The sequence below is a fragment of the Mycobacterium sp. genome, from assembly GCF_032162605.1.
Classification (GTDB): domain Bacteria; phylum Actinomycetota; class Actinomycetes; order Mycobacteriales; family Mycobacteriaceae; genus Mycobacterium.
Genome location: NZ_JAVROT010000032.1, coordinates 1 through 12,831 on the forward strand (window position 1 = coordinate 1; position 12,831 = coordinate 12,831).

The following is a 12,831-nucleotide window of genomic DNA, read 5'->3' on the forward strand; positions in this document are numbered from 1 at the left end:
GCAGGTTCGACGGCCTTTTCATCGCCGACGTTCTCGGCACGTATGACGTCTACGGCGCGAGCGACGAAGCCGCCATCCGACAGGCCGCCCAGGTCCCGGTCAACGACCCGCTGCTGCTGGTGTCCGCCATGGCGCTCGTCACCGAGAACCTGGGATTCGGAATCACCACCGGCACCGGGTTCGAGCATCCGTATCCGTTCGCGCGGCGGATCTCCACCCTCGACCACCTCACCAACGGGCGCGTCGGGTGGAACGTCGTCACCGGGTATCTACCGGCGGCGGCCCGCAACATGGGGCAGACCGATCAGCCCGCCCACGACGCTCGCTACGACCACGCCGACGAGTACCTCGAGGTGCTCTACAAGTTGTGGGAGGGGTCCTGGGAGGACGACGCGGTGATCCGCGATCGCGAGAGCGGGGTCTTCACCGACCCGGCGAAGGTGCATCACATCGGGCACGCCGGAACGCATTTCAACGTGCCGGGAATCCACCTCTCCGAACCGTCACCACAGCGAACCCCGGTGATCTTCCAAGCGGGGGCGTCAGCGCGCGGCGTCCGTTTCGCCGCCGAAAACGCCGAGGCCATCTTCACCGCCGCCCCCACCAAGGCGATTCTGAGCGAGACGATCACCACGATTCGGCGCGAGCTGGAGTTGGCCGGGCGGGATCCCTACTCCGCGAAGATCTTCAACCTGACGACCGTGATCACAGCGGATTCCGATGACGAGGCCCGCGCCAAACACGTGGAGTACCTGTCCTACGGCGACCCGGAGGGTGCGCTGGTCTTCATGTCCGGCTGGATGGGCGTCGATCTGGCGCGCTATGGCCTCGACGAGCCGATCGGCAACGTGGACTCCAACGCGATCCTGTCTGCGGTGAAGGCGTTCCAGTCCGCCGACCCCGATGGAGGCGAATGGGCAGTCCGCGACATCGCCAACTGGGGCAAGATCGGCGGCATCGGACCGCTCATCGTCGGTTCGGGATCCCGCGTGGCCGACCTACTGCAGGAGTGGGTCTCCGAAACCGACGTCGACGGCTTCAACCTGGCCTACGCGATCACCCCTGGAACATTCGCCGACTTCATCGAGCACGTGGTGCCGGTGCTCACCGCCCGCGGCGCCTATCAGTCGGAGTACGCCCCAGGGACGTTGCGCAACAAGCTCTTCGGTCACGGTGACCGACTTCCCGACGAACACCGTGGGTCGACCTACCGGGTCGGTGGTCCGTCGTCGACCATCATCGAGCGCCCGTCCACTGTGCCGTCGTCGTCCGCTTCGATAGCCTCGCAGCCGACGGCCAGTAGATAGGAGCTCCTCCGTGCCCGTGAAACTTCATTGGTTCCTGCCCACCTACGGCGACAGCCGGAACATCGTCGGCGGTGGCCACGGCACACCGGCAGGCGCCGCGCACAGCGACCGCGACGCGTCGATCGACTATCTCGCCTCGATTGTCCGGGCCGCCGAGTCGTTCGGATTCACCGGCGCCCTCATCCCCACCGGCGCGTGGTGCGAGGACGCGTTCGTCACCGCCGCACTCCTCGCCCGCGAGACTATCTCGCTGGCATTCCTGGTCGCGTTCCGTCCCGGACTCGTCAGCCCCACCCTGTCTGCGCAGATGGCGGCCACCTTCGCCAGACACGCCCCCGGCCGAATCCTGCTCAACGTCGTCGTCGGCGGTGAAGCGCACGAGCAGCGCGCCTTCGGCGATCACCTGGACAAGGACGCGCGCTACGAACGGTGCGACGAATTCCTCGAGGTCGTCCGCCGGTTGTGGGCCGGCGAGACCGTAACGAAGGATGGCGCGCACATCAACGTCGAAGAGGCGTCGTTGGCAACGCTGCCGAATCCCTTGCCGCCGTTGTACTTCGGCGGAAGCTCGGCCGCTGCAGGTCCCGTCGCGGCACGGCACGCCGACGTGTACCTGACCTGGGGCGAGCCGCCTGCGGCCGTTCGCGAGAAGGTGGAGTGGATCCGCGCGCTCGCCGATGAGCAGGGCCGCCGGGTGCGCTTCGGCATCCGACTTCACACGATCTCACGTGACACCGCCGACGAGGCGTGGTCGCAGGCAGACAAGCTGATCGGCGCGCTCGACGATGAAACGGTTCGCTCGGCGCAGGCAGGCCTGAGTCGCAGCCAGTCCGAGGGGCAGCGCCGGATGCGAGCGTTGCACGAAGCCAACCGCGCCGACGGCTCCTGGAACGACGCGCGCAGTCTCGAGGTCGCGCCGAATCTGTGGGCCGGTGTCGGTCTGGTTCGTGGCGGAGCGGGCACGGCACTCGTGGGCAGTCACACCGACGTCGCCGACCGGATTGCGGAGTACGCGGAGGCCGGGATCGACGAGTTCATCTTCTCCGGCTACCCGCATCTCGAAGAGCTCTTCTGGTTCGGCGAGGGCATCGTGCCGATCCTGCGCGAACGCGGACTCTTCGACGCCGGCCGCGTGGATGTGGCGCCCGCCTCGATCCCGTTCGTCAGCGCCGTTCGGTGAGTGCGCCGGCCACTGCGAAGGACGCCGCAGCCAAGCGCTAAAGGGGGGACGGCCGCCCCGGCAGTAACATGGGACTCATCTGTCACACCAGATGCGGAGGGTCCATGCGACGCCGATGGAGAACGGTTGCCGGTGCGATGGCCCTCGGCGCCGCCATCGCACTCGGCGGTTTCGTTGCACCCATTGCCCAGGCAGGCCCGCCACCACCGGACGTGAAGGACTTCTCGAAGCCCGCCATCGTCACCGGCGGCAACCCACAGAGCGGGAGAACCGAAGCCGAACAGATGCGAAAGATGTTGTTGCTGCTCGGCTTTCCCGACAACAGGATCATCGTGGAGGACAGGGCCAACAGCACCGTCCAGAACGCCCAGCTCTCGGTGCCGTTGGCGAAGCAGGCGGGTACCTCGGGCATCATCCTGGTGACGTCGACGACGCTTCAGGGTCGCGCCGACGGAGACTTCGCCGACGCCGGCGGCAACCTCCTCTCGACGGTGAGCTACCCGGACGGTGATCCCGGCGTCAACGTCGTCCAATTCGCACGTGACGCCATCAGTCCGTTCGTCGGCGTCGGAGGCTGAGACGATGCAGGCACGCGAGTTGTCGGCCGACCTGTATCGGGTGGTCGCCGTGACGTTCGTCGTGATCGGGCACTGGCTCGTCTCGGCGGTGACCTACCACGACGGCCGGTTCGGCAACGACTATCCCCTGGACGTCCTGCCATGGACACAGTGGCTGACCCTGGTGTTCCAAGTGGTCCCGGTGTTCTTCCTGGTGGGCGGCTACGCCAGCGCGACGTCGTGGACGCATTGGCACGAGGCCGGTGGCCGGCGGTGGACGGAGTGGGTTCGACGTCGGCTGGGCACAATTCTGGGGCCGACCACGGTGTACGTGATCGCGGCGCTGCTCGTGGTCGCGGTGCTCGAGCTCGCGGACGTCGGGCGTTCGGCACTGGCGTTCGGGGGGTGGGCGGCCGCCATGCATCTGTGGTTCGTGCCCGTCTACCTCGTCGTGGTCGCGTTGACTCCTGCGGCGATGGCGGCCCACGGCAGATGGGGACTGCTGGTGCCGGTCGTCCTAACGCTTGCGGTCGCGGCAGTCGACGTGGCTGCGCGGATCACCGACGTGGCCGGGTTGGGCGCCGCCAACTACGTTCTGTGCTGGGCCGCGGTCTATCAGATCGGCATCTGTTGGCGCGGTGGAGCATTGCGCGGAAGGCGGCCGGTGATTCTCGCCGTGGCGAGCGTCGTCGTGCTGGCGACCCTACTGGGTTTGCGGTGTTACCCGGTCAGCATGGTCGGTGCGCCGGGGGCGACCGCGCAGAACAACTTTCCGCCCAACATGGCCTTGCTCGCGTTCAGTGCGGCGCAGGCCGGGTTCCTGGTCGCGGTGGCGCCCGCAGTGACTCGCCGGCTGACGCGGTCCCGTGTGCGCCGGCCGCTGGCCGCGGCGAATCGGAACGTGATGGCGCTCTACCTGTGGCAGATGGTTCCCGTCGTGGTGGTCGCTCTGGTGGCCTACCCGGCGGGCCTGCTCCCCCAGCCCGAGCCGGGAACGGCTTCGTGGTGGTTGTTCCGGCTGGTATGGCTGGCGATCCTGTCGGTCGTGACCGCGGTTGAACTGGCTCTGGTGGGGCTGGCGCGACCGGTGACCGACCGGGCACTGCCGACGACCGTGATCCCGCTGCCCCGTTGGTGCGCAGCGCCGCTACTCGTCGTCGGCATCGTGACGTCCACGATCGCGCTGGCGGGGCTCGCCGTCTACGGATTCGCCCCGGAGGGGCGTTTTCCGACCGTCGAGGCACTGTTCCTTGCCGTGGGGATCGGTCTGTTGAGCGTCACAACCCTTGCTCCCCAGGGTTTTTCATCGACTCAGCCCCAGTTGCCGTCGAGGTACTGAACCCGGCACGCCCGACGGGCGAGCTTGCCGCTGGTGGTGCGCGGGATGGCGCCAGCAGGCAGGATGCGCGCGTCGTGAACGGAGAGGCCGTGGTGATCTGCGACGGCCGCTCGGATCGCCTCGATCGCCTGCTGCGGATCGGTGCGGCCGGTGCCCGCCGCACGCTCTGCAATGATCACCAGACAGTCGCCGTCGCCATCGGAATCCTTCAGGTCGGCCGCCGACACCGAGAATGCCGCCACGTATCCCCGGCGAACGGCGGGCGAGGCGTCCGCGGTGGTGGCTTCGATGCTCTGCGGGTAGTAGGCGCGGCCGTCGATCACGACGAGATCGGCGATTCGGCCGGTGATGTAAAGCTCACCGTCGAGATGGACCCCCAGATCACCGGTCCGCAGCCACTTCGCCCCGATCGGCGAGCCGTCGGCGTGACTGCCCGCGTGCAACCGGGACCGCAGCGTCGCGCCGAACGTTCGCCGGGTCTCGTCGGGCAGCCCCCAGTATCCGCGACCGATGTTGTTGCCGTGCAACCACATTTCGCCTACCTGCCCGTCGGACAGCTCGTCGCTGGTGTCGGGGTCGACGACGACGCCCCACTGACTGCGCGCAATCTGGCCCGACGACACCTGCGCCACCGCGTCCGCCGCATCGGCGGCGACACGCACCGCATGACCGGCGGCCAGCTGGTCGCGGTCGAGGTACACCACCGTCGCCTCGGCGGCGGGATCGGTGGTCGAGACGAACAGCGTTGCCTCTGCGATGCCATACGAGGGCTTGATGGCCGTCCGCGGTAGTCCGTACGGCGTGAACGCCTCGTTGAAGGAGTTGATGGCGTCGATGCTCACCGGCTCGGAGCCGATGATCAGCACGACGTTGCTCAGATCGATGTCGTCGTCGGGCCCGGGTAGGCCGTGCTGTGCCGTCCACTCGTAGGCGAAGTTGGGTGCGGCAGTGACCACGCGACCGTTCCTCGACCCGTCGGACAACGCCCGAATCCACCGCTGCGGCCTACGGATGAACGCCGTCGGCGACATCAGGGTGCAGTGTCCGCCGTACACGGCGGGAAAGCCGATCATCGACAAGCCCATGTCGTGGTACAGCGGTAACCAGCTGACGCCGTGGGTGTTCCGGTCCAGCAGATCGATCGAGAGAATCATCTGGATCAGATTCGTGCCGACCGCCCGATGGGTGATCTCGACACCGACGGGGGGTCGGGTCGAACCCGACGTGTACTGCAGGTGCGAGATGTCATCGACGCCCATTTCAACGGGGACGAACCCGCTCTCGTCGGGGTCCGGTATCCGGTCGATGACGACGACCAGGGGCCTGCGGACCCGCGGAAGCTTGTTCAGAAACTCCTCGACGGCGTCGACCGCCGCACTAGTCGTCAAGACGACGGTCGGCCGTGAATCGCGAAGAGCCGTATCGAGACGTTCGGCGTGGCCGGGCAATTCGGGTGCGAACAACGGCACCGCGATGTTTCCCGCCTTGATTGCCGCGAAGAATCCGGCGACGTAGTCGATCCCTTGCGGCGCAAGGATCGCCACCCGGTCTTCCGGAGCGGCGATCCGTTGCAGACGTGCACCGATGGCTCGCATGCGAACACCGAGTTCGGCCCAGGTCAGTTCATGGGCGACACCGTCGGCAGAGCGGGCGTAGTCCAGGTAGCGATAGGCCACGGAGTCACCAACGTGCGCGATGTTGCGATCGACCAGTGAGGGCAATGTGACACCCGCCGGCAGCGCGACGCCACCTTCGGAGTCAAGGCAGTCCTCGATTCGAAGCAGGCCACCTGGAATGACGGACTCCCCCTGAGAACCGCGATCCATACCAGCATTCTAGGGAGCGATCCTCTACCGCAAGGCCGGGTGCGCCGAGGGCAACACAGGCCGCTCAGGCAGTAGTGGGTTCGCCGACCTTGACCAGCATCTTGCCGATGTTGGCCCCGGTGAACAATCCGTTGAGGGCGTCGACACAGGACTCGATGCCCTCGTAGATGGTCTCGCGGTGGGCGAGCAGCCCGTCTGCCTCCCAGCGGCGAAGCGCGGCGAAGGCCTCATCGAACCGGCCCCACTCGTCGAGTGCGTTGAACCCCTGCATCGTCGCGGTCTTCGCCAGGATGTTGACGTAGTTCGCTGGACCGGGATGCTCGCCGGTCAGATAGCTGGAGATGACGCCGCACAACACGACCCGGGCCTTGGCGGCAAGACGGCCCAGCACGGCGTCGAGGATCGGGCCACCGACGTTGTCAAAGTAGACGTTGACGCCCCTCGGGCAGTGCTGCTTGAGTGCTGCCGCCAGATTGCCCTCGCGGTAGTCGATGCAGGCCTCGAACCCGAAGTCCTCGACGGCCACGTGGCACTTCCGCGGTCCGCCCGCGATGCCGATCACGCGCGCGCCCGCGATCTTGGCGATCTGGCCGGCCACCGACCCGGTGGCTCCTGCCGCGGCCGAGATGACCACGGTCTCCCCCACCTGCGGCCTACCGATGTCATTCATCCCGAAGTAGGCGGTGGCGCCCGTCGGGCCGTAGATCGACATCACCGCGGGCTGGTCGACGTCGTCCATGCCGGTGACCGGCGTGCAAAACACGTCGTCGCGGACGATCACGTACTCCTGAAAGCCCGTCAGGGTGGTGACCACGTCGCCCACTGCGTAGGCGTCGCACCGTGACGCCACCACTTCACCGATGCCTGCCGCCCTGATCACTTCGCCCAACTGCACGGGTGGCAGATAGCCCGGCTGGTCGTTGAGCCACGTCCGTGCCGCGGCATCGATCCCGACATACGTCACCCGGACCAGCGCTTCACCCTCTGCCGGCTCGGGTGCCGGTGACGTGACCAGCTCTGTGTCGGCGGGCTCAACCAGCCCGATGGGGCGGCGACGCAACAGGATCTGGCGGTTCGTCGGGTCAGGCACGGTGCTGAAACTACCGAAGGCGCAAGCCGCTTCGGGCGTTAAGCAGGATCCTGGCTCTTCCGACGAGTCGGCGGAGGCGTGGTCTTCAACGCCGAAATCTCTGCGGGCATCGAGGAGAACCTCGCCCGCACCGACTATGGTCGCGTCCTCGCGGCACGCGGCGTCACCATGGTCGCACTCAACCCGCATGGCCGGCATGGGCACCAACCGACCTGGCCTCGCGCTGGCTCGGCTGATTACCGCAACGTCAACGGCAACGTCAAGCGATGATGCGGCCGAGGTAGGGAGTCATGTTGTTGGTGCGGACCGGCGAAACCTTGACCACGGGGTCGCTGGCCTCCAGCATCTGTCCGTTCCCCAAGAACAGTGCAACGCTCTGGGCTCCATCGAGGCCGTAGAAGATCAAGTCACCGGGGAGAGCTTGGTCCGGCGCGACCTTCTGGGCGACCTTGTACTGCTCGCCCGACGAGCGTGGCAACTTGATCCCGGCGCCCGCAAAGGCGTAGACGACAATCCCCGAGGCGTCGAACCCGACGACGCTGGGGGCCGGCGCCGGGTCGAGGATGGTGGAACCTGGGGCGGAGCCGAAGATGGCGACACCCGGAGCGGTAACCGGAGTGTTTGCGCGCTGCTCGGTCGCCAGGGTCTCGACTCGCGTGTCGGAGCCAAGGGTGGGCCCGGTGGCGTTACCGCCGCCGTAGGAGAAGGGAACCCCGCGCTGCGAGAGCGCGCGGTTGATCACGAAGTCGACGGCCTGCTGGTTGCGCGCGGGCCGCTGGTAGGGGTCAGCAGCGGCGAGACCCGGGGTGGTCATCAACATGGCCAGACCGATCACGAGGGCGAAGGTGCGTCTCATCGAAATTCCATCTCTCTCCGACTCCAGGCTCCAGACTCAACACCGAGGTTGGTCCATTCGTCGACGTAATCAACTCGATTCACTTTGTACTACCTGCAACGTCGATGGCCCAATTGCTGCGTGCCCCAAGGCCAATGAGCCGCCATACCGTGACCGTACGGTGATGCAGAGTTTCCGCTCGCGCCACGGGCCGCAGTCAAGGGCGCGACCGCCCACGGGTAGGTTGCAAAGCCATGAGCACCCAAACACGGACCTGGTCGACGCGGCTGTGGGACGAGATCGAGCCGACGTTTGCGGCGATCCTCGCCCATCCATTCGTGACCGGGCTGACCGACGGCACCCTGGACGCAGACGTCTTCGCTCAGTACGTCGCCCAGGACGTGCACTACTTGCGCGACTACGCCCGCGCACTGGCCATCGTCGGCGCGAAGGCTGCCACCCTCGCCGACACCGCGATGTTCGCCAGGCACGCCGCAGAGGTGTACGACGTCGAGTTGAGTCTGCATGGCATCCTGCTGCCCGCACTCGGTCTCGACGCCGCCGCAGTCGACGCGACTCGCGCCACGCCGACCACCCGGGCCTACACCAGCTACCTTCTCGCCACCGCCTACGGCGGGAGCTTCGCCGACGGGTTGGCCGCAGTCCTGCCCTGTTACTGGATCTACGCGCGCGTCGGCGAGGCACTGGTCGAACGTGGTTCGCCCGATCCCCGGTTCCAAAGGTGGATCGACAGCTACGGCGGCGACGACTTCGCCGCCACCGTTGCCCAGGTCCTGGCCCTCACCGACCAGATCGGGCTCGAGCTGAACCTGGCCGAAGAGACAGTGGCCCGTGCCCACTTCGCGACGACTGCACGCTACGAGTGGATGTTCTTCGACGCCGCCTACCGGCGCGAGGACTGGCCCGTCTGAGCTGTCAGCTCAACGCTGCCAGCGCCGCGTCGTAATCCGGCTCCTGACCGATCTCGGGCACCAGTTCTGAGTACGTGACGTTTCCGTCCGCGCCGACCACCAGGACGGCACGACCGAGCAATCCGGCGAAGGGGCCATCAGCGATGGCGATGCCGTAGTCCGCACCGAAGCTGTCACGGAACCCCGAAGCCGTCGTGACGTTCTCGATGCCCTCGGCACCACAGAACCGACTCTGCGCGAACGGAAGATCGTTGGACACGCACAGCACGGTGATGCCGCTCGCAGCGGCTCGCTCGTTGAACTTCCGCACACTGGCTGCGCACACCGGCGTGTCCACGGAGGGAAATATGTTCAGCAGCAAGCTCTTACCACGGAACTGCTCGCTGGTGACCGCGCCGAGGTCGGTTCCGGTGAGGGTGAATGCGGGGGCCGGTGCTCCGACGGCGGGCAGCTCGCCGACCGTGTTGATGGGGTTTCCGCGCAAAGTTATCTGTGCCATGCGCACAGTCTGCCAAGAACGGCGGGGGGTGCGCGGCCCGGGGTCCGCCTCGACGATGCGAATCAGTAGGCCAGTTGGTTCACCGCTGTCGCGAAGACCCGCGGCAGCGCGATGGCGGCGGGCACGATGCGTGCCCGGATCGGCGCGTGGACGCCTGCCAGGACCAGCGCCGAGGTCAGCACCCTGTAGCGACGGGTCTCTCGGCGCCACTGCCGGTCGTAGTCGCCGGGGCGGTCGGCGGCAACGCAGTTCACCAGAAGTTTTGCGGCTCCGAACGCCAGCCCCATGCCCTCGCCGGTGAGCGCGTCGATGTAACCGGCCGCATCGCCGACGAGCATGACCCGGCCCGCGGTCCGGCTGCGCGCCTTCTGCCGAAGCGGCCCCGCAGCCCTGTCGGGCCCGTGCGCGTGACCGCCCACCCGCGCCTTCAACGCCGGGAATTCCTCGAAGTGGCAGTCGAACCCGCCACGGGACGAGCTGAGGATCGCGATGCCGACGCAGTCATCGGCCACGGGGGTCACGTAGGCCTCGGCGCCAGGGGCCCAGTGCACTTCGACGGAGTCTGTCCACGGCGCGATCTGAACATGACGACGGATCCCCCATCGGCGGGGGCCACCGCACGGCTGAGACAGGCCCATCGCACGCCGGATGGGTGAGTGCAGTCCGTCGGCCGCCGCCAGATACCTGGCTCGCAACTGCCCGGCACTCACCGATGTCGAATCCTGCGTGATGTCGCCGACGCCATCGTGGACGAAACGCACGCCTGCGGCGTCGGCGGCATCCCGCAGCGCTGCGTGCAACACCGTCCTGCGCACACCGAGCCCCGTGCCCGCGCGGAACGTCGCGTCGACTCGGCGGTCGCCGTCGACGTAGCTGATCCCGTTCAGCCTCCTGCCCGGCGGGGCCACGCCGAGGAGTGCCAGATGTTCAAGGGTGTGCGGCATCATGCCTTCGCCGCACGCCTTGTCCAGGGACCCGCGGCGACGTTCGACGACGACCACCTCGAGTCCAGCCCTGACGGCGTACAGCGCGGTGACCAGTCCTGCCGGTCCGCCGCCGCCGACCAGCAGGTCGATCACCTCAGGCTCGCGAGCGCGGCGTTCTCCACGTTGATCCGCGTTCTCAACAATGCCGCGTTGAGCAAGGTGAAGACCAGTGCGGTGATCCACGAGGTGTGCACCAGCGGCAGGGCGATGCCCTCGACGACGACCGCGACGTAGTTCGGATGGGGTATCACGCCATACGGCCCGCCGGTGATGCGTGGCGCGCCCGGTACCACGATCACCCTGGTGTTCCACTGCGGGCCGAGCGTGGTGATGCACCACCAGCGCAGCCCTTGGGCGGCCACCACGATGGCCAGCATCGGCCACCCCAGAGCGGGAATGAACGGCCGGTGCAGGCCGATTGCCTCCGCCAGGCATCCCACCAACAGTGCGGTGTGCAGAACCACCATGACGGGATAGTGCCCGGTGCCGAACTCGGTGCCGCCGCGCTCCCGGCTCCACGCCCAGTTGCGTTTGGACACCACGAGTTCAGCGAGGCGCTCCGCTGTGATTGCGACGATCAGAAGCACATACCAGAGCACGGGTCACCGCCAGCGCAGCAGGACGAGCTCGGAGCAGAACCCCGGGCCCATCGCCATCAGCACACCCGGGCTGCCCGCCGGTGGCCGCTTGGCGATGGTGTCGCGCAGCACGTGCAGCACCGATGCCGAGGACAGGTTGCCCACCTCGGCCAGCGACCGCCAGGTCAGTTCGAGCGCATCGTCGGGCAAGCCGAGGGTCGCGGTGATCGCCTCGATGACCTTCGGACCACCGGGATGACTCACCCAGGCACCGACATCCTCGATGTCCAGGCCATGGCTGCCAAGGAAACTCGTCACGTCATCATCGAGATAGCGTTCGACGACCTTCGGCACGTCAGGTGAGAGCACCAGCCGAAAGCCGCTCGAGTCGACGTCCCACCCCATCGTGCGCAGCGAGTCGGGGTAGAGGTGGCTGCGCGAATCGATGATCTCCGGACCCGACGCGCCGATCTGCTCGGCGCGACGGTCACCGACCGCGACCACCGCCGCTGCCCCATCGCCGAACAGACTGCTGCCGACCACGGTGGCCATCGACGGATCGTTCTTGGGTACGAGCGAGCACAGCTCCACCGCGAGCAGCACCGCGACATCATCGGGTGCGCCACGCAGATAGTCGTTGAGCCGGGCGACCCCCGCGGCCCCCGCCACGCACCCCAGTCCGAACATCGGCACCCTTCGCACGTCCGGGCGAAGCCCGATCCTTCCTGCGATGCGGGCGTCCAAGGTCGGCACCGCCAACCCGGTCACCGTCGTCGAGTAGATCACGTCGACGTCCGACGGTTGCAGACCCGCATCCTCCAACGCGCCCAAAAGCGCGGCGCAGCCCAATTCCACGGCGTGCTCGATGAAGAGGTCATTCGACCTGCCGAAGTCATCCAGACCGGCATAATCCTCCAGCGAAAGCACCATATGGCGACTGTCGACCTTCGCACTCCTGTGCAGCTTGCGGATGGCCTCGGCGTGCTCTCCGTAACCGGGTATCGCCAGCAGGGCCTCGGTCACTTCGGACTGGGTATAGCGGCGTTCGGGTAGTTCTCCACGTACGGCGGCAATAACACTCATGGGCACACTCCTCGTCATAGACACGACACCCGGGACCCGTTGGTTCACGGGGCTTGCAATCCGGAGTTGGCGCCATTGGTCACTCCTGGTTCGTAGCGTCTAGGCGATGAGTCACGCCGACTCGGTACCCGATCCGCTATGTCAACAGCCGATGACTTAGATCACCGTAAGCGATGGCTTGGGCTATGTCAACAATTGATGACTTGTCTACGCCCTCACGGACGGAACGCGAAAGAACCTCTACGCAGGCATCCCAACCCTACGCATGCAATCCGCCCAAGGTGATCGGTGATCACCTTGGGCGGATCGTGTGAGCTGTGCGGCGGTCAGCTAGCCGGCATTGGCACAGAAGCCCGGCACGCAGAACGTGGCGCCGCCGGGTCCGGCGGTGGCGCCGCCGTTCGGCACGTCCACCGATGCTCCGCCAGGTCCTGCCTGAGCGCCTGCACCAGGAACGAAGGCTCCCGTCCCGTCAGGCCCGGCCTGCGCGCCAGCACCAGGAACGAACGCTCCCGTCCCGTCAGGCCCGGCCTGCACGCCAGCACCCGGAACGATCGCGCCTGCACCATCAGGCCCGGCCTGCACGCCTGCACCGGGAACGGTCGCGCCTGCACCATCA

General features: G+C 67.1%; 12 protein-coding genes and 2 pseudogenes. 6 read left to right on the plus strand and 8 right to left on the minus strand.

Features of this window, described 5'->3' with window-relative positions:
• The 4 genes from QOI01_RS01480 to QOI01_RS01495 all read left to right on the plus strand — a co-directional run.
• On the plus strand, positions 1 to 1,307 hold a 1,307-nt coding region (locus tag QOI01_RS01480), incomplete at its 5' end, for an LLM class flavin-dependent oxidoreductase (RefSeq protein ID WP_526377916.1).
• A 10-nt stretch (positions 1,308 to 1,317) separates the two neighbouring features.
• A complete protein-coding gene (locus tag QOI01_RS01485) occupies positions 1,318 to 2,487 on the plus strand; it encodes an LLM class flavin-dependent oxidoreductase (protein ID WP_526377918.1) in 1,170 nt (389 codons plus the stop codon).
• A 104-nt stretch (positions 2,488 to 2,591) separates the two neighbouring features.
• Positions 2,592 to 3,065: a YdcF family protein gene (locus QOI01_RS01490; RefSeq protein ID WP_526377920.1), complete on the plus strand. Its 474-nt coding sequence runs from the start codon at positions 2,592 to 2,594 to the stop codon at positions 3,063 to 3,065.
• 4 nt (positions 3,066 to 3,069) lie between these two features.
• On the plus strand, positions 3,070 to 4,383 hold the full coding sequence (locus QOI01_RS01495; RefSeq protein ID WP_526377938.1) for an acyltransferase family protein: 1,314 nt from the start codon (positions 3,070 to 3,072) through the stop codon (positions 4,381 to 4,383).
• Here QOI01_RS01495 and QOI01_RS01500 read toward each other — a convergent pair.
• Positions 4,356 to 6,209, minus strand: coding sequence for a fatty acyl-AMP ligase (locus QOI01_RS01500; protein ID WP_526377922.1), 1,854 nt, complete (start codon positions 6,207 to 6,209; stop codon positions 4,356 to 4,358). The two genes, QOI01_RS01495 and QOI01_RS01500, sit on opposite strands and share 28 nt — an antisense overlap.
• A 64-nt stretch (positions 6,210 to 6,273) precedes the next feature.
• The gene (locus QOI01_RS01505) at positions 6,274 to 7,299 is read right to left on the minus strand and encodes an NADP-dependent oxidoreductase (RefSeq protein WP_526377924.1); all 1,026 of its coding nucleotides are present in this window, start codon (positions 7,297 to 7,299) and stop codon (positions 6,274 to 6,276) included.
• A gap of 75 nt (positions 7,300 to 7,374) precedes the next feature.
• Between QOI01_RS01505 and QOI01_RS01510 the strand changes: the two are divergent.
• Positions 7,375 to 7,569: pseudogene (locus QOI01_RS01510) on the plus strand (hypothetical protein); the annotation flags it as partial.
• Here QOI01_RS01510 and ripD read toward each other — a convergent pair.
• Positions 7,559 to 8,155, minus strand: a complete 597-nt coding sequence (gene ripD, locus QOI01_RS01515) for an NlpC/P60 family peptidoglycan-binding protein RipD (protein ID WP_526377926.1) — start codon at positions 8,153 to 8,155, stop codon at positions 7,559 to 7,561. The pseudogene QOI01_RS01510 and the gene ripD sit on opposite strands and share 11 nt — an antisense overlap.
• Before the next feature lie 233 nt (positions 8,156 to 8,388).
• Between ripD and tenA the strand changes: the two genes are divergently transcribed.
• Complete coding sequence (gene tenA, locus QOI01_RS01520) at positions 8,389 to 9,066, plus strand: thiaminase II (protein WP_526377928.1); 678 nt, start codon at positions 8,389 to 8,391, stop codon at positions 9,064 to 9,066.
• Positions 9,067 to 9,070: 4 nt separating this feature from the next.
• Here tenA and tpx read toward each other — a convergent pair whose 3' ends face one another.
• The 5 genes and pseudogenes from tpx to QOI01_RS01545 all read right to left on the minus strand — a co-directional run.
• Positions 9,071 to 9,565 (minus strand): thiol peroxidase, encoded by a 495-nt coding sequence (gene tpx, locus QOI01_RS01525; protein ID WP_526377930.1) that lies wholly within the window; start codon positions 9,563 to 9,565, stop codon positions 9,071 to 9,073.
• Positions 9,566 to 9,627: 62 nt separating this feature from the next.
• The gene (locus tag QOI01_RS01530) at positions 9,628 to 10,644 is read right to left on the minus strand and encodes an NAD(P)/FAD-dependent oxidoreductase (protein ID WP_526377932.1); all 1,017 of its coding nucleotides are present in this window, start codon (positions 10,642 to 10,644) and stop codon (positions 9,628 to 9,630) included.
• Positions 10,641 to 11,150: an isoprenylcysteine carboxyl methyltransferase family protein gene (locus QOI01_RS01535; RefSeq protein ID WP_526377934.1), complete on the minus strand. Its 510-nt coding sequence runs from the start codon at positions 11,148 to 11,150 to the stop codon at positions 10,641 to 10,643. The genes QOI01_RS01530 and QOI01_RS01535 overlap by 4 nt, the downstream gene beginning before the upstream one ends.
• A 3-nt stretch (positions 11,151 to 11,153) precedes the next feature.
• On the minus strand, positions 11,154 to 12,212 hold the full coding sequence (locus QOI01_RS01540; protein WP_526377936.1) for a type III polyketide synthase: 1,059 nt from the start codon (positions 12,210 to 12,212) through the stop codon (positions 11,154 to 11,156).
• 330 nt (positions 12,213 to 12,542) lie between these two features.
• Positions 12,543 to 12,831, minus strand: a pseudogene (locus QOI01_RS01545) (hypothetical protein); the annotation flags it as partial.

Bases quoted from the DNA above. Each gene is read 5' to 3' on its own strand.
- QOI01_RS01490 (WP_526377920.1), top strand. From the start codon at position 2,592: ATGCGACGCCGATGGAGAACGGTTGCCGGTGCGATGGCCCTCGGCGCC.
- QOI01_RS01495 (WP_526377938.1), top strand. From the start codon at position 3,070: ATGCAGGCACGCGAGTTGTCGGCCGACCTGTATCGGGTGGTCGCCGTG.
- QOI01_RS01500 (WP_526377922.1), bottom strand. From the start codon at position 6,209: ATGGATCGCGGTTCTCAGGGGGAGTCCGTCATTCCAGGTGGCCTGCTT.
- ripD (WP_526377926.1), bottom strand. From the start codon at position 8,155: ATGAGACGCACCTTCGCCCTCGTGATCGGTCTGGCCATGTTGATGACC.
- tenA (WP_526377928.1), top strand. From the start codon at position 8,389: ATGAGCACCCAAACACGGACCTGGTCGACGCGGCTGTGGGACGAGATC.
- tpx (WP_526377930.1), bottom strand. From the start codon at position 9,565: ATGGCACAGATAACTTTGCGCGGAAACCCCATCAACACGGTCGGCGAG.
- QOI01_RS01540 (WP_526377936.1), bottom strand. From the start codon at position 12,212: ATGAGTGTTATTGCCGCCGTACGTGGAGAACTACCCGAACGCCGCTAT.